Source organism: Sphingopyxis sp. (assembly GCF_050725655.1).
Classification (GTDB): Bacteria; Pseudomonadota; Alphaproteobacteria; order Sphingomonadales; family Sphingomonadaceae; genus Sphingopyxis.
This window is the reverse complement of the sequence record NZ_JBOHHT010000090.1, coordinates 1-16418: the sequence shown is the minus strand read 5'-3', so window position 1 is coordinate 16418 and position 16418 is coordinate 1. Positions and strand designations below refer to the sequence as shown.

The following is a 16418-nucleotide window of genomic DNA, read 5'->3' as shown; positions in this document are numbered from 1 at the left end:
CGTCAGGCCGATTTGAAGCCGGAAGAACTCCCGTCGCGATCCACATGAGCGAGCGAGCCCGCTCGATCGCCCACAGCCGCGCCGTGCTCAAGGATCGGCGCAGAATCGGCGAGCGACCGCAGTCGATCGCCGATTTCCGCCTCTCGACCGACGATTTCGATGATATGCCGACGGCTCGACAGGTCTCCCGGACGCACCACAGTGAAAACCGGATCGGGGATTGGCCGACCGATATCGACATCCACGGGCAGCCTCCGATAGAAATCCGCAATGGCCTTGCCGGCTTCGGCAAAGGCTGCCGCCTCGCGATCGAAGAAGCTCTGCGGGACATAAGTGAGGCAGCCATGGACCGGGACCGGTATCGCCGTGTGCAGCCATTGGCCGCTGCGCGGCAAAAACTCCTCGACCACCAGATAGAGGACATAGTTCCGATCAGCGGGCGTGTTGCTTACCTCGAATGTCAGCCGATCCCCGACCCAGCGCAGCTTGTACGAAAAGGTCACCGTCGCGCGCTTCGCATCGCGATGCTCCCCGTCCCAATCCTGGCCGCCGCCCTTCCACCCGATATAAGGCACAAGCTGAGGGACGATGTCGACCGGATGGACGAACGCGCTGCCGGAAGTGTCCGCACCATTGCCCGAACCCGACGGGACCGTCACGACTGGCCCACCGGACACGCCGCCGATCGGCGAGAAGTCGATGGTGCCGGTGTCCGCGACCGAAGGTTTCCAGCCAACTGACGCGAGTTCGGCCAATGTCATCTCCGTATCGGCTACTGCCAGCTCAAAACATGTCCCGGTTCATGACGGTTGACGCTCCCGGAAGCCAGCGCCAAGCCTTCGCGAGTGACGATTACCCTCTCTCTCAAGGAAGCGCGCCGGATCGCGCTCGCGGCGCAGGGTTTCGGCGCTCGCCGCCCCGAACAGCCGACGGTCGCCCATTTGCGCAATTCCCTCGACCGTCTGGGGCTCTTCCAGATCGATAGCGTCAACGTTCTGGCGCGCGCGCATTACCTTCCCGCCTTCTCGCGGCTGGGCAGCTATGACCGGACTTTACTCGAGCGCGATGCCTGGGGCCCGACCCGCCAGCGGCGCCTGTTCGAATATTGGGCGCATGAAGCCTCGCTGCTTCCGCTCGACCTTCATCCGCTGCTCCGCTGGCGAATGGCCCGCGCCGAGCGGGGCGAGATCGGCTATCAGGGCTTGAAGCGCTTTGCGATCGAGCACCGCCCCGAAGCACAGGCCGTGCTCGACCGGATCATCGCCGAAGGGCCGCTGGCCGCCGCCGATTTCGAGAACGGGTCGAGCAAAAGCGGCTGGTGGGAATGGAGCCACACAAAGCACGCCCTCGAATTTCTGTTCTGGTCGGGCAGGATCACCACCGCCACGCGCCGCGGCAGCTTTGCGCGGGTCTATGACCTGCCCGAACGCGTGTTGCCCAAGGCCGTTCTCGACCTGCCCACGCCCGATGCCGCAAGCGCGCAACGCGCATTGATCGAGCGGAGCGCCCGCGCGCTTGGCGTCGCGACGATCGCAGATCTGCGCGATTATTATCGCCTGAAGCCCGACGAAGCGGATCATGCGATCGCTGCCCAGGCGGAGGCGGGCGTCATCATCCCCGCGCGGGTCGAAGGCTGGAGCCAGAAGGTCTGGATACACCGCGACGCCCGCCCGCCCCGTCGCATGAGCGGCGCGGCGCTGCTCGCCCCGTTCGACCCTCTGATCTGGGAGCGCAGTCGCACCGAACGTCTGTTCGGATTCCGCTACCGCATCGAAATCTATGTCCCGCAGGACAAGCGCACCCACGGCTATTACGTCCTGCCCTTCCTGATGGCCGACGCGCTGGTGGCCCGTATCGATCTCAAGGCGGACCGCCAGGTCGGCGTCCTGCTCGCGCACCGGATCACCCTCGAACCGGGCGCTCCCACCGAAACCCTTGAGCGTCTCGGGATCGAACTCGACCAGATGGCGGCATGGCTCGGCCTGGAAGGCGTCCGGATTGGGTTGACGGTCCCGTCATCCTGAGCGGGAGGGTCGCCCCTCAGCGCGAGGACGAAGCCAATGCCCTTATCGCCTTTACGAGCATGTCCACGTCGCCCGGCCCGTTGAACAGGGCCGGGGTGATCCGGACGCACGCCCCGTGCGCCGGTCCGGTGCGATGCACCGAAAAGATCCGGTGATTGTCGAGCAGGCGTTTGGCGACCGCCATATTGTCCGCTTCGCTGGCACGCCCGGCGAGGCGGAACGATGTGATGCCGCCGTGCAGGCGCGGATCGGCCGGGGTCAATATCTCGACCCCCGGCGTACCGCGCAGAGGTTCGGCCCAGCGGTCGCGCAAATAGCGCAGGCGTGCCGCGCGCGGTGCATCGCCGATGCCATCCTGGAAATCGAGCGCTGCGGGGACAGTGAGCTGCGCCGCGAAATCGACCGTGCCCGTGTGCACACGCGCCTGGCTGGTCGCGGCGAACGGCGGTTCGTTGGCCATATCGGGATCGATCAGGTCGACCTTGGTCTTGCGGATATAAAGCGCGCCGACCCCCAGCGGAGCGCCCATCCATTTGTGCAGGTTCATCCCGACGAAGTCGGCACCCAAATCGGGAAGCGAAAAATCGAGCTGCCCCCAGCTGTGCGCGGCGTCGACGATCGCATCGACCCCGCGTGCGCGCGCCATGGCGACAATTTCGCGGACCGGAACGACAAGGCCGGTCCGGTGGCTGAGGTGGGTGAGCAGGATCAGGCGGACGCGGGCGTTGGCCTTGAGCGCCGCTTCGTAGCAATCGATCAGCCCCTGATGCGTCGCGGGTTCGGGAAGCGCGATGCGCACCACATCGACGCCGCGGGTTTTCTTGAGGGAATCGCAGCACGCCTGCATGCTGTCATAATCGAGATCGGCATAAAGCACGACGTCCCCGGCGCGCAGCCGGTTATAGCCGCCGATCAGGGCCTTGAGCGCCTCGGTCGCATTGCGGGTGAAGGCGATTTCTTTGGGCGTCACACCCAGCTTCGCCGCGACGCGCGCGCGCACCGCGAGAAGGTCGGGGACAAGCCCGCGGCGGGCATAATAGCTCGTCGCGCGGTTCACCCGCCGCACCGCGGCTTCATATTGTTCGAGCACCGGCCGCGCCATCATGCCCCAATTGCCATTCTCGAGCTGGATGATGTCGTCGATCACGTCGTATTGCTCCGCGACCTTCGCCCAATATTGCTCGTCATCGGGCCGGGCGCCCACCGGCAGCGGCGCGGCTTCGAGCCGCCCCGCCACCGGCGCCGCCGCGGCGGCCATCAGCATCTGTCTTCGATTCAGCTCCACGCCCGCTCCCTTTTCGTCAGAAGGTGATCCCGACGCGGACATAATATTGACCGCCGTCGGTGTCATAGGGCGCGTTGCGCGAATAGATGAGCCCGCGCACCGCCTGATTGGTCGCCTCGTCGGGATAGGTGTCGAAGATATTCTCGGCCCCGGCGCGGAGCGAGATATGTTCGTTCAGCTGGAGGCTCGCCGACAAGTCGAACATCACCATCGATCCAAAACGCTGAAAGACCTCGCCCGTCGCATTGCCGCTGACGTCGGTCCACGCGCCATAATAGCGCGCGCGACCCTGCAACCCGAAGCGGCCGATCGTATAGCCGAGCGAGGCGGTGCCATTATGCTTGGGCAAACGATCTTCGAACAATATCCGCTGCGTTTCGTTCCCGATCGCCGCCGAGGTGCCGCTCGTCACCCGGGTCTGGTTATAATTATAGGCGATGCTGATGTCGGCCTTGCCCGGGCCGACGTCGCGCGCATAAGCGAGCACGACGTCGATCCCGCGCGTACGGGTGTCGAAATCATTGGTGAAATAGGTGACCGCGGTAAAGCGCTGCGGATTGGGGAATGCCACGGGCACCGCGAAGGTGCGCGACTGGCTGAAGCGATCGCGCATCTTGATCTGGTACACGTCGATGCTGCCTGTCAGTCCGAAATTCGACTGAAAGGTCAGGCCCGCGGTCAATGTCCGCGACTTTTCGGGGGTCAGCGGCTTGGCGCCGAGTGCGATCGCGATCGGATCGTTCGGCGACAGACGCCCGGTGTTGAAGATCTGCAGCGTCGTGGTGTCGAGGCCCTGGCTGACATTGGTCGCGTTCAGCTGCGCGGGCGTCGGGGCGCGAAAGCCCGTCGAATAGGTGCCGCGCAGCGCGATGCCATCAACAGGTTCGAGGCGCGCCGACAATTTGTAGTTGAAGGTGTCGCCAAAGGCCGAGAAATCCTCATAGCGGCCCGCGGCGCCAAGCGTCAGCGCCTCGATCGGCCGGACCTCGACGTCCAGATAGCCGGCATAGCTCGTCTGCGACCATTCGCCCGCAGTCAGCGGGCTGAAGCCGGGGAAGCCGTTGCTGTTCGGCGCAAGTCCCGTCGCGGCGCCGGGCCCGATCGCATAGGATGCGGGATCGCCTTGGCGGATCGCATAGCTTTCCTTGCGCCGTTCGGCACCGAAAGCGATGTTCGCCGGCTCGGCGAGGCCAACCGGAAGGCGGTAGACAAAGTCGGCGTTGAGGTTGAATTCCTTTTGCCGCAACTGCCCGAGGTAGAAGCTGGTCGGGCTATTCGGCCCGAGCGAAGCGTTCAGCGATTCGCCCAAATTATAATTGATGCGGCTGCGCCCGAGCGACGCGCCGAGATCATAGGTGAGTTGGTCTCCAATCGATCCGCGCAGCCCGCCGTTGGTCTGGAAATCGTCATATTCGGTGCCGAAACGCGGCGTGAATCCGGCGGGATAGAGGCTCCGGAAGCTGAAGCCCGGAAAGGCCGTGCTCGGATTATAGACGTTCGCCGTGCCCGCGGGGTTGCGCCAGTTGAAGTCGGTGACCCCCTCACCGTCGGTAATCGTTCCGAAGGCATAGAGGGTGGCACCATCGACGATCTCGTAATCGGCGTTCACCGCGCCGCGCACCGAGCGCAGGTCGGGCTGGCCCCAGCGCTGCACCGGGTTCGGCACGTCGAGGTTCGGGTTCGCCGCCTGGAACGCTTCGGCATCGGGGCGCTGGCGTGTGCGCGATGTCGCATCGGACTTCGCAAATTCGCCGGTGAAGACCAATGTGCCGCGGTCGCCGAGCGCGACCCCGCCCTGCCCGCCGGTCTGATAGCTTTGACCATCGCCTTCATAATAGCTCGAATATTGGCCAAAGGCGGTCATGCCGGGCTGGTCGTCGAGAATGATGTTGATCACCCCCGCGATCGCATCCGAACCATATTGCGCCGATGCGCCGTCGCGCAGCACCTCGATCCGCTTGATCGCAAGGTTCGGGATCGTCGCAAGATCGGCCGCCTGCGCGCCGCGCGTGCCGAGCAGCGCCGAGCGGTGATAACGCTTGCCGTTGACGAGGACGAGCGTCTGGTCGGGCGACAGGCCGCGCAGCGTCGCGGGGCGGACGAACGCCTGACCATCGGCGGCCGGCAGGCGCTGGACGTTGAACGACGGCAGGAGCTGCGCAAGCGTATCGGACAGATCGTTCGACACGCTGCTGTCGATCGCCTTGCCCGACAGGACGTCGATCGGGGCCAGCGTGTCGAACTGGGTCCGCCGCGCATCGCGCGTGCCGGTGACGATGATCGCCTCGCCCTCGGCGCTTTCGGTTCCGGCCGGGGCCATCTCTTCGGCCGAGGCCGTCGCGGACGCAGCAAATTGCAGCGCGACAAGCGCGCAGGCGGTGAGGCTTTTCATGGATGCTCCTTGGATCTCGACGGGGGAGAGTTATGTTTTGATTGCCGTCGCGACCTAGAAATTCATTGTGACAAACAGGTGTCGCTCGATACGGATCGAGGGCGACGCGCGTAACGAACGGGAGCGTTATCGCGGGCGGTTGTTCACTTCCGCGTCATTAGCGATTAGGCCCATGATCCGTCACACACCGATTTGGCAGAGGAGGACGTCCTGCGGCAGCTCGCCAGATTCGATCTCAACCTGCTGCGGATATTCGACGCCATTTTCGTCAAGGGCGGCGTGTCGGCGGCGGCGCGCCACTTGAACCTGTCGCAGCCGGCGATCAGCCATGCCCTGACGCGTTTGCGAACACAGTTCGACGACCCGCTCTTCGTGCGACAGGGCAACGGGCTGGTGCCGACCCCCGCCGCCCGCGCGATTGCGGGGCCGGTGCGCGAGGCGCTGCGCGGGCTCGATGCGGCGCTCGACGCCGCCGCCTCGTTCGACCCCCCCGAGGCGACGCGCGAGTTCCGCATCGGGGTGCGCCTGTCGGGCGAAATGCCGCGCTTCTCTTCGCTCGTCGCGCGCGTGCGGCGCGAGGCCCCGCATGTCGCGCTCGCCAGCGTGACCTTCCGCCGCCGCGATCTGGTCATGATGCTCGCGAGCGGCGACCTCGACCTCGCGCTCGATGTCGCGCTGCCCGCCGACGACCGGCTCCAGCGCCATTATCTCGGGACCGAGCCCATCGTCGTCGTAGCGCGCAAAGGGCATCCACGCATCGACGGCGGCATCGATCTCGATACCTATCTCGCGCTCGAACATATCATCGCGACGTCGCGGCCCTATGGCCCCGGGATCGAGGACATCGCGCTCGGCCGCATGGGCCTCGCCCGGCGCGTCGCCGTCCGCTGCCAGCATGCCATCACCGCGTGGCAGATTGTCGCCACATCCGACATGCTGTTTTCGCTGCCGCGGTCGCATGCCGAGGTGCTGGCCGCGATGGGACCGATGCAGCTCGTCGAGCTGCCGCTGCCGGTCGAGCAAGGCGGAAGCTATCTGTATTGGCACCAGGCGGCGCAGGCCGATCCGGGGCTCGGCTGGCTGCGCGCGATCATCACCGACGAGCTGGCACAGGCCAACTAGTCATTCTCCTGACGAATATATTATATTCACTCCTATCATTTTCCTCGATGACGTGGTGCCGCTAAGCTGTGGGCGAAACCCAGCGGAGGATTGCCATGACCGAGATCGAACTCGAAGCCGAACTCAACGACCTCAGGATGTCGAAGGAAGCGCAGCCGCTGTTCGACGCGGTCAAGCGCCACATCGCCGAGAATGTCGATCCGATCAGCGAAGAATTTTTCCGCCTCGGTGAAGGCCGCGCCGATCGCTGGAGCTGGGCGCCGGGCCAGCTCGAACTGCTCGAAGGCGCGAAGGACAAGGCGAAGGCCGCGGGACTCTGGAATTTCTTCCTGCCGCACGGCGACACCGGCACCCCGCTCAGCAACCTCGACTATGCCTATATCGCCGCCGAACTCGGCAAGTCGCCGCTCGCATCGGAATCGCTGAATTGCTCGGCGCCCGACACGGGCAATATGGAAGTGCTCGAAATGGTCGGCACGCCCGAGCAGAAGGAGCGCTGGCTCAAACCCTTGTTGAACGGCGAAATCCGCTCGGCCTATGTGATGACCGAGCCCGGCGTCGCCTCGTCGGATGCCAGCAACCTCGAAACGCGCGCGCGTCTCGAAGGCGACGAGTGGGTGATCAACGGCGAGAAATATTTCATCAGCGGCGCCGGCGACCCGCGCTGCAAGATCCTGATTTGCATGGTGAACACGAACCCCGAGGCCGCACGCAAGGCACAGCATTCGCAGATCCTCGTGCCGATGGACACACCCGGCGTGCAGGTGCTCGGCCCGATGCACGTCTTCGGCGCCGACCATGCGCCACAAGGCCATATGCACATGCGCTTCGACAATGTCCGCGTGCCCAAGGATAATATCCTGCTCGGCGAGGGCCGCGGGTTCGAGATTTCGCAGATGCGCCTCGGGCCGGGGCGTATCCACCACTGCATGCGCACGATCGGCAAGGCCGAGCGCGCGCTCGACCTGATGGTCAAGCGCGGCAATTCGCGCACCGCCTTTGGCCGCCAGCTGTCGCAACTCGGCAAGAATCTGGAAGTGATCGCGCGCGCGCGGATCGAGATCGAGGCGATGCGCCTGATCGTGCTCAAGGCGGCGAAGGCGATGGATCTGCTCGGCAACCGCGAGGCACGCGTCTGGGTCAGCATGGCGAAAGCGATGGTCCCCGAACGCACCTGCCAGATCATCGACCAGGCGATCCAGATCCACGGCGCGACCGGTATCTCGCAATGGACCCCGCTCGCCGATCTTTATGCCGACGTGCGCCACCTGCGCTTCGCCGACGGCCCCGACGAGGTTCATTATATGGTGGTCGGCCGCGACGAACTGGGGCGGCACTGACGAACGGCCGCCGGCAGACCCCGCACGCCGCGCGCGAGTTACGGCCTTCGCAGCCCGTGAAGGAAAAGATTCGACACTTCGAAGGCGATGTCCCGCGGTGACAGCATAATGCCGGCCGGCAGCCAGCGCGCGACGAAGTTGAACGTTCCGGCGGACGCCAGGGCCGTCGGTTCGGCCTCGAACGGGCGCAGGCTGCCGTCGGTATTGCCCAATATCATCGTCGCGATCGAACGGTCGAGCAGGTGATTGGTCTGACGGCCGAAGCGTTCGCGCTCGGCGTCCGACAGCTTGTGATAGGCAGCCGCGGTCAGCGACATCGGGCCGGCGGGATCGAGTTGGGCCTGGACGTTGAGCGCAAGCCCGGCGCGCGCGCGATCGGCGCCGCACGCATGCCGCTCGGCCTGATCGAGCAGCCGGTCGTACAGCGCGAAAGCACGGTCAAGGCACGCCGCGACCAGATCGGCCTTGCTGGCGAAATGATGATAGACGAGCCCCTTGGTCGCCGACATCGCCGCCGCGACATCGTCGAGCGACACCCCTTCGACGCCGCGTGCGTTGAATAGCGCCGACGCGGCAGCGACGATCTCGCCGGGGCGATCGGCGGACGGCGGCGGGACGAGCGCTTCCCAATCCTCGATCGCGATCAGGGCGCCCTGGACCGGAGCGGGGCCGGTAGCGATGCCGCGTTCGACAATCCCGGGAAGCTCGACCGACAGCCGGCCGGGCTCGGCACGGCGGGCCCAGATGTCGCCGAGCGGCGCCCAGGCGATGATGCCCCATATCGTCCGCGCAGCGATCGCGGGGTCGCAGCAGCGCACCGATCCGTCGGCGATCCCGCGCTCGACCAGCGCCGCAAGCCGGTCGAACGCCTCGGTCTGCCGCGCGACAATATCGCGCCGCCCTTCGGCGGGAAGCGTGTCGAGTTCGGCGGCAATGATGGCATGCGACTGGTCGCGTTCGCGTGCGGCGGCGAGGAAGGCGAGCACGGCCTGAAGCCCGCTACCGGCATCGCTTGCAGCCCGGTCAAGATCGGCAAGCATCGGATCGAGCAAGTGGAAATAGCATTGCCGCGCAAGGTCGCTGCGGTCCGAGCAATAATTATAGAGGCTCGGCCGTGTCAGCCCGACATTTTGCGCGATGCGCACAAGGTCGGCACCCGCGACTCCGTTGCGACGAAATTCCGCCGCCGCTTCGTCGAGCAGCAATGCCTGCCGCGCGGCGCGCGCCGCGCTCAGCAGGGGTCTGCTTTTCATCGCCAAACCGCTGTTTTCCATGGCGCCTGCCTGCCCGTTCCGAAGCCAATTGACAAGTCGGTATGTTTGAACATACTCATATGTCAGAAAAATAGACGATAAAGAATGTTGGGGAAAGGGAGAGATGATGGGAGGCTTTACGCATCTGCGCGCCGCGGCAGGCCGCGCGTCGAAATCGGCGCTTCTGGCGAGCGCGGCGATCGTCCTCGGCGCGACCGGGGCCGATGCGCAGGAGGCCGCACCGGACGACGACTCGGACGATATTGTCGTCACCGCGATGAAGCGCGAGGAGCGGCTGCAGGACGTCGGCGCGACGATCCAGGCGCTGTCGGCCGAGGGCATCCGCACCGCGCGCGTCGCCGAGCTCAAGGATCTCGCGACACAGGTCCCCAATGTCGACATCAAGGAAACGGTCCCCGGGGCGCTGCCGACGGTGACGATCCGCGGCATCGGCCTCGACGATTTCAGCACCGTCTCCAGCCCCGCCGCGGGCATCTATGTCGACGAAATCCCGCTCGCCTCGCCGGGACTGATGAGCGGCAATTTCTTCGACCTCGGCCGCGTCGAAATCCTGAAAGGGCCGCAAGGCACGCTTTACGGCCGCAACACAACCGCCGACGCGGTCAACATCGTGGCGGCGACGCCGGGCGATGATTTCGCGGCGTTCGCGAAAGCGGGCTATGGCAATTTCGATACCTTCGACGCAGAGGCGATGCTCAATGTCCCGCTGCCCGGGCGGGCGCAGCTTCGCATCGGCGGCAAGACGATCCAGCAAGGCAGGGGTTACTGGACGAGTTCGCTGCGCGAAGACGGCACCCCCGGCCGCCGCGACATCGGGACGCGCGACATCTGGCTCGGCCGCATCCAGCTCGCGCTTCAGCCCACCGACGATCTCGACATCTTGCTGAAGGCCGAGGGCGAGCGCTCGCGCTCCGAAATGGGGGTGCCGCAGTTCAACGGCACCTATGGCATCGGCACGCCGTTCGTTCCGTGCGCGGCGGTGCTGCAAGGCGGGCTCGACAATGCGAATTGCGCCGACGCCTATGGGTATCAGAACGGTCACGACAGCCCCTATGACGGCGACTGGACCGGGCGCTTTCCCTATCATGTCGACCAGGTCAATCTGACCGGCAAGATCCGTTACAGCACCGGCGCGTTCGAGATTACCTCGATCACGGGCTATATCGATTTCTCGCGCCTCTATCATATCGACGTCGACGCGACCCCGCTCGACCAGTTCGATTATATCGAGGACGAGGATGTCCGTCAGTTCACACAGGAACTGCGCGTCGGCTACCGCGACGATCTCGTCGATGTCGTCGGCGGCGGTTTCTATTCCTGGGATCGCGTACTCGGCGACAATAGCAATTTCAGCGACGACTGGCCGTTGCTGTTCCTCGGCGCCGCGAGTGGATCGGGAAAGACCAGTTACGATCAGGTCACGCGCTCGGCGGCGCTTTATGCCGACGCGACCTGGCATATCGCCGACAAGGTCGACCTGATCACCGGCATCCGCTTCACGCACGAGCGGCGGCATTATGAGGGCGGCACGACCTTCATCACGCCCTCACCGCTCGTCGGTGTGAACAACACCTTCATCGACGATGTGATCAGCGACGACAATGTTACCGGACGGGTCGGCCTCAATTTCCGGCCGCGCGACGGGCTGCTGCTCTTCGCTTCGTTATCGCGCGGGCGAAAGAGCGGCGGCTTCTTCAGCGGCTTCACCAACAACGACAACCAGCTTCTGCCCTATCGCCCCGAGACGATCACCGCGTACGAGATCAGTGTGAAGAGCGAATTCGGGCGCGCGGTGACATTGAATGCCTCGGGCTTCTATTATGATTACAAGGATCCGCAGACCTTTGTCCGCTTCGTCGATCCGGTGACCGGGCTGTCGGTGCAGAAGGTCGGCAATGTCGACAGCGCGCGCGTGTTCGGGGCCGACATCGACCTGATCCTGCGCCCCGTTTCGGGTCTGACCTTGTCGGGCGGGCTCGGACTGCTCGATACGCGCCTATCCTCCTTCGCCACCGCCGCGGGCATCGTTCCTGCGGGCAACCGGTTGCCGAACGCGCCATCGACGTCCTTTTCGGGCAAGGCGCGGTACGAATTCGGTCTGACCCCGCGGCTACGCGCCGCGGTCCAGGGCGACGCACGCTATGCCTCATCGACGTTCAAGGAAGCGTCGAACGACCCGCTGACCGCGTCGAAAGCCTATTGGTTGCTGAACGCGCGCGTCTCGCTAGCCGACGAGAAGAGCGGGTGGGAGATCGCCCTGTGGGGCCGCAACCTCACGAAGGAAAGTTACGTCGTAAGCGGCGTCAACCTTGCGACGCTTGGCATCGTCAACCGCAATTATAACGCGCCGCGCACCTACGGCGTCGAAGTCAGCTTCCGCTACTGAGGAGAAGGATGATGACAATCGACGCACCCATTGCCGGAAAATGCGACCCGCGCTTCGGCGCCGTCCGCGATGCCTTCGCCGCCAATTTCAGCGCGCGCGGCGACGTCGGTGCCGCGCTCTGCCTGATCGTCGGCGGCGAAGCGCGGGTCGATCTCCACGGCGGCTGGCGCGATGCGGCGCGGACGCAGGCGTGGCAGGCCGATACGCTCGTCAACCTCTGGTCGACGACCAAGGGGGTCGCCGCAATCGCCTTCGCGATGCTCGCGGATCGGGGGTTGATGTCCTACGACGACCGCGTCGCCAATCACTGGCCCGAGTTCGCGGCGAACGGCAAGCGCGACATCTCGATCGGCATGCTGCTCTCGCATCAGGCGGGGCTATGCGGCTTTGCGGCTCCGGCGACCATCGCCGACCTTCTCGCCAGCGCCGACGCCGCGGACCGGCTCGCGGCGCAGGCCCCGCTGTGGGAACCGGGCAGCGCATCGGGCTATCACGCGATCAGCATCGGTATCCTCGCGACCGCGCTGTTCGAACGGATCGAGGGGCGATCGCTCAAAATCTTTGTTCAGCAAGAGATCGCCGGCAAGCTCGGGCTCGACGTCGCGATCGGGCTCGATCGGCAGCAGGAGCATCGCCGCGCCGAGATCGTCGCGCCGCCAGAGCTCAGCTCGGCCAATATCGGCAGCCTGACGCCGCCGCAGATTGCGGCGCTCGCCAATCCGCCGCTCGATCCGCTGCTCCCCAACGACGCCGTCTGGCGCGCCGCTGATCTGGCGTCGGCCAACGGCCATTCGAACGCCGCGGCGCTGGCGCGGCTTTACGCCCGCTTCGCGAATGGCCTGGTCGACGCCGAAACGCGCGCCGCGGCAACGGCGCCGCGCACCGACGGCGTCGATCTCGTACTCGGACTACCGGCACGCTGGGCCGCGGGATTCCTCACCAATTCCGACGGGCTTTACGGACCGAACCCGGCCGCGTTCGGACATTCGGGCTGGGGTGGATCCTTTGCCTTCGCCGATCCCGTGGAAGGGCTGGCCATGAGCTACACGATGAACCGCATGGGGACGCTGCTGCGCGACGACCCGCGCGACGTCGCGCTCATCGAAGCGGTTTATCGCTGCCTGTAAGGGTCGGCCGACAGCGGTCGCCGCGCCTCAGCGGCGCGCAGCGGCCGTCGTCGCGGCGCCGCGCGGGCGGCATAGATCGTGTAGCCGCAGAGCAGCCCATAGAGCGCCAGCCCCTCGACCTGCCAGAACGGCATCGTCGCCATGTTGAGCAGGAAGAAGGCGAAATGCGCCGCGAGCAGCTTGAAACGCTCGCCATGCGCCGAGGCCGCCGCCGCGAACATGACCGTCCACAGTGCGATCATTGCCGCCACGCCGAACCAGCCGAGTTCATAGAGCGTCGCGATCAGCGTGTTGTGCGGATAGACTTTGAACACGCCCTCCCAACTCTCCGGCCCCAGACCGAACAGATGCTGGAGCGGTGACCCGTCGGCCCAGGTATAGATATAGCTGCTCCAGATCAGCGGCCGGCCGGACATCACCTGACGTTCGAGCAGATCGAAGTCGCGCGGCGGCTTGATCAGCCCGGCGGGATCCGAGAGGAAGGCGGCAAGGTCCGCGAAACTCTCGCTGTAGGACAACGCCGCGATCGAGACGAGAAGCACGCCCGCAACCACGGCCGTCACCGCCATCGGTGCGCGCTGGTCGCGCGGCACGCTCATCGTCAGCCCGCTCAGGAAGGCCGCGAGCGCGAGCGGCGCGAACGCGAGGATCGTCGTGCGGTAACCCGCGAGCAGGATGCCGATCAATGTCGCGAGCAGGAAAGCCACCCGCACCGCGCGCGGCGCCGACTTGGCGAAACAGCCGGCCAGAAACCCCGTCATCATCGCGACCGAAAAGGCCGCTTCGTGATTATAGCCGCCGATCCAGACCAGCCCGTCGCCATCCTCCGAGCCCTTGGGCAAATTCAGCGCCAGCGACAGCGCCTGAAAGACGAGCAGCGGCAGGAACGAAACCATCGCCCAGCTCAGGAACCGCGCGTCGGGATCGCTGCGCAGCGCCTGAAACACCGCGATCATGATGACGATCATATAGGCATATTTGACCGCGGCGTTGATCCCGCCGGCTGCATCGCCGTTGAGTGCGGCGCTGAACAGCGCCAGCCCGACCAGCGCATAGACGGGCAACAGCCATTTGAGCGCCAGATTGGCCGACCGAACCACAAAAAGCAGCCCGAATGCGGTGACCCCGATCGAGAGCAAGGCATTGCCCGAAAGCCCGCCCGCGAGCGGCTGGAACATATAAAGGTGATAGGCGCCCGCAGTGTAGCGCATCCACAGCGCCACAACCACGAACGCGCCCGCCACGCTGCCCGCCCGCCGCGCCGCGATGACGAGCGCGACGAGCAGCAACGCCGTCACCGGCAGCAAGATGCCGAGCCCGAACGCGGAGCCATAGGGTAGCGCCTGCGCGGTCACGGCGCCGCCGGATCAGTCGGCATAATAAGGACGGTACGCCTTCAGGAAGGTTCCGCCATCTTCATAGCCGGCCCGCTCCTGCTCGCGTACGTCGACCAGCGTCAGCACGGCGCCCAGCAACTCGGCATGGACATCGTAGAGCCGCCGCAGCGCCACCGACACCGCCTTGGCCGGCGTCTTGCGCCAGCGCACGAGGAACACCACCCCGTCGGCCATGCTCGCGATCACGCGCGCCTCGTCCACCGGCAGCACCGGCGGCGTGTCGAGGATCACGAGGTCGTAACGCTCGCGCACCTGCTCGATCAGCTCGGCCAGCCGCGGACTCTCGGTCAGCCCGACGCCCTTGGAATCGATCCGCTGCGGCAGCAGGAAGGCACCCGACAGGCTGTCCTTGACGATCGCCTGCTCCAGCGTCGCCTGCCCCGCGAGCACCTCGTCCAGCCCCAGCGTCACACCATCGGCGAACTGCCGGCTGGAAGCGCGCCGCCGTGCATCGGCGTCGATTAGCAACACCTTGCCGCCCGCCGCTGCCACCGCACGGGCCAGCCCCATCGCGGTCGTGGTCTTGCCCTCGCCTGGCACCGCCGAAGTAATTGCGACGACGCGGATCGGGTTCGCCGCCTCGGCGAACTGGATCGAGGTGCGGAGCGTGCGGAAAGCCTCCGCATAGGTCGATTGCGGCCGCTTGAGCAGCAATTCCGCCGGGGGCGCCGGCGGGCCCAGCTTGCGATAGCCGGGCAGCGTGTTGGCGTCGGGGATCGCGGCGAGCGTCGACAGCCCCAGCGCATCCTCGATCGCATCGCTCGTTTCGAGCCCGCGTTCGAGCAGCTGGAGCAGGACGACGAGCAGCACGCCGATGCCCAGCCCGCCGACGACGGCCATCGCCGCATAGATCAGCATGTTGGGCGAACTCGGCGCACCGGGAACGCGCGCGCGGCTGACGATATAGGCATCGCTGCGCTCCAGCCCCGATTGCGCAACCGTCTGGCGATAGCGATCGAGGAACGCCTGATAGAGTGTCCGCGCCGATTCGGCGTTGCGCTCCAGCTCGTTCAACCGCACCGATGCCGCATTGTCGCTGGCGAGCTTGCCCTCGGACTGCGCCACCGAACCCGCGAGCGAACCCGCGCGCTGGTTGGCGATGCTCGCCTGGATCGAGACATTGGAGACGATGCGCTGCACCTCGCCCGCGATCTGCTGATCGGCGACGCGGAGCTGGCTTTGCGCGCGGACGAGATCGGGATGGCGCGGGCCATAACGTTTTTCCAGCGCTCCGACCTCGCGCGCCACCTCGGCACGCTGGGCGCGCAACTGGCTGACGACGGGTGAATCGAGCGAATCGCCGAGCTCCTCGCCGGTCCGTCCGCCGCTCAGTTGCGTGCGTGCCGCCGAAAGACGCGCCTGCGCCGCGGCATTCTCTGCCTTGGCCTGCGCGAGCTGGGTCGAAAGACCCGACAGCTCCTGCTGCGTCACCGTGCTCGCTTCGGAGACGGCGAAAAGGCTGTGCGCGGCGCGATAGTCGGCGACTTCGCGCTCGGCGCCGACCACCTGCGCGCGAAGGTCCTGGAGACGTTGTTCGAGGAACCCGCGGGCGCGATGCGTCGCCTCGGTCTTCGAGCCGACCTGCCCCGACACATAATCGTCGACCAGCGCATTGGCGATCTGCGCCGACTGCACCGGCGTGCCGCCTTCGAACGAGACGCTGATCGCATAGGAGAGCCCGTCGCGCTTCACCGTCAGCCCGCCCAGCAGCGTACCGATCGCGCGCTGGCGCCCGATCAGATCGGGCTGCGCCGTCGGTTGCCCCTGTCCGGCCGCACTGTTGAATGCCGGGTCGCGGGCGAGCTTCAACCGGTCGACCACCCGCCCGATGAGTTCGGGCGAGCGCAAGACCTGCACCTCGGTATCGACCGCCGCCGAATCGGGATCCGTCGTCGGGGTCACCGAATCGACGTTGATCACGCGCTCGGCCGTCCGTTCGAGCGCGACCTGCGCGGTGGCGAGATAGCGCGGTTCGGCGACGAGATAGGCGGCCGCGGCGATCACGATCGCCGCGGCCATCGCCGCACATAATATCATCCATCGCCGGCGCAGTACCGCGCCGACCCGGCGC

General features: G+C 65.9%; 11 protein-coding genes. 5 read left to right on the top strand and 6 right to left on the bottom strand.

Annotation, left to right across the window (positions count from 1 at the left end; all coding sequences use genetic code 11):
- Window positions 1-2: 2 nt before the first annotated feature.
- On the bottom strand, window positions 3-755 hold the full coding sequence (locus tag ACREBX_RS13660) for a hypothetical protein (RefSeq protein WP_431562294.1): 753 nt from the start codon (window positions 753-755) through the stop codon (window positions 3-5).
- A 90-nt stretch (window positions 756-845) separates the two neighbouring features.
- Here ACREBX_RS13660 and ACREBX_RS13655 point away from each other — a divergent pair, with 90 nt between their 5' ends.
- On the top strand, window positions 846-2024 hold the full coding sequence (locus tag ACREBX_RS13655; protein ID WP_431562293.1) for a winged helix-turn-helix domain-containing protein: 1179 nt from the start codon (window positions 846-848) through the stop codon (window positions 2022-2024).
- A gap of 16 nt (window positions 2025-2040) precedes the next feature.
- On the opposite strand, the gene ACREBX_RS13650 is transcribed toward ACREBX_RS13655, so the two are convergent.
- Both ACREBX_RS13650 and ACREBX_RS13645 read right to left on the bottom strand, forming a co-directional pair.
- Entirely contained in the window at window positions 2041-3309 is a 1269-nt protein-coding gene (locus tag ACREBX_RS13650) for an aminotransferase class V-fold PLP-dependent enzyme (RefSeq protein WP_431562292.1), read from the bottom strand.
- Between the two features lie 16 nt (window positions 3310-3325).
- Window positions 3326-5701, bottom strand: coding sequence for a TonB-dependent receptor plug domain-containing protein (locus ACREBX_RS13645; protein WP_431562291.1), 2376 nt, complete (start codon window positions 5699-5701; stop codon window positions 3326-3328).
- A 192-nt stretch (window positions 5702-5893) separates the two neighbouring features.
- Here ACREBX_RS13645 and ACREBX_RS13640 point away from each other — a divergent pair, with 192 nt between their 5' ends.
- Both ACREBX_RS13640 and ACREBX_RS13635 read left to right on the top strand, forming a co-directional pair.
- Entirely contained in the window at window positions 5894-6823 is a 930-nt protein-coding gene (locus ACREBX_RS13640) for a LysR family transcriptional regulator (protein ID WP_431562290.1), read from the top strand.
- A gap of 95 nt (window positions 6824-6918) precedes the next feature.
- Window positions 6919-8163, top strand: coding sequence for an acyl-CoA dehydrogenase family protein (locus tag ACREBX_RS13635; RefSeq protein WP_431562289.1), 1245 nt, complete (start codon window positions 6919-6921; stop codon window positions 8161-8163).
- A 38-nt stretch (window positions 8164-8201) separates the two neighbouring features.
- Here the strand turns inward: ACREBX_RS13635 and ACREBX_RS13630 are convergent, their stop codons facing one another.
- Entirely contained in the window at window positions 8202-9416 is a 1215-nt protein-coding gene (locus ACREBX_RS13630) for a TetR family transcriptional regulator (protein ID WP_431562288.1), read from the bottom strand.
- 124 nt (window positions 9417-9540) lie between these two features.
- Here ACREBX_RS13630 and ACREBX_RS13625 point away from each other — a divergent pair, with 124 nt between their 5' ends.
- Window positions 9541-11823, top strand: coding sequence for a TonB-dependent receptor (locus tag ACREBX_RS13625; RefSeq protein WP_431562287.1), 2283 nt, complete (start codon window positions 9541-9543; stop codon window positions 11821-11823).
- Window positions 11824-11831: 8 nt separating this feature from the next.
- Window positions 11832-12950 carry a serine hydrolase domain-containing protein gene (locus ACREBX_RS13620; protein WP_431562286.1) on the top strand — a complete coding sequence of 373 codons (1119 nt, stop codon included), beginning with the start codon at window positions 11832-11834 and terminating at the stop codon, window positions 12948-12950.
- Here the strand turns inward: ACREBX_RS13620 and ACREBX_RS13615 are convergent.
- The gene (locus tag ACREBX_RS13615; RefSeq protein ID WP_431562285.1) at window positions 12935-14305 is read right to left on the bottom strand and encodes a hypothetical protein; all 1371 of its coding nucleotides are present in this window, start codon (window positions 14303-14305) and stop codon (window positions 12935-12937) included. The two genes, ACREBX_RS13620 and ACREBX_RS13615, sit on opposite strands and share 16 nt — an antisense overlap.
- A gap of 12 nt (window positions 14306-14317) precedes the next feature.
- On the bottom strand, window positions 14318-16418 hold a 2101-nt coding region (locus ACREBX_RS13610; protein WP_431562284.1), incomplete at its 5' end, for a polysaccharide biosynthesis tyrosine autokinase.

Coding starts and splice junctions, on each gene's coding strand:
- ACREBX_RS13635 (WP_431562289.1), top strand. CDS start 6,919: ATGACCGAGATCGAACTCGAAGCCGAACTCAACGACCTCAGGATGTCG.
- ACREBX_RS13630 (WP_431562288.1), bottom strand. CDS start 9,416: ATGAAAAGCAGACCCCTGCTGAGCGCGGCGCGCGCCGCGCGGCAGGCA.
- ACREBX_RS13625 (WP_431562287.1), top strand. CDS start 9,541: ATGATGGGAGGCTTTACGCATCTGCGCGCCGCGGCAGGCCGCGCGTCG.
- ACREBX_RS13645 (WP_431562291.1), bottom strand. CDS start 5,701: ATGAAAAGCCTCACCGCCTGCGCGCTTGTCGCGCTGCAATTTGCTGCG.
- ACREBX_RS13620 (WP_431562286.1), top strand. CDS start 11,832: ATGATGACAATCGACGCACCCATTGCCGGAAAATGCGACCCGCGCTTC.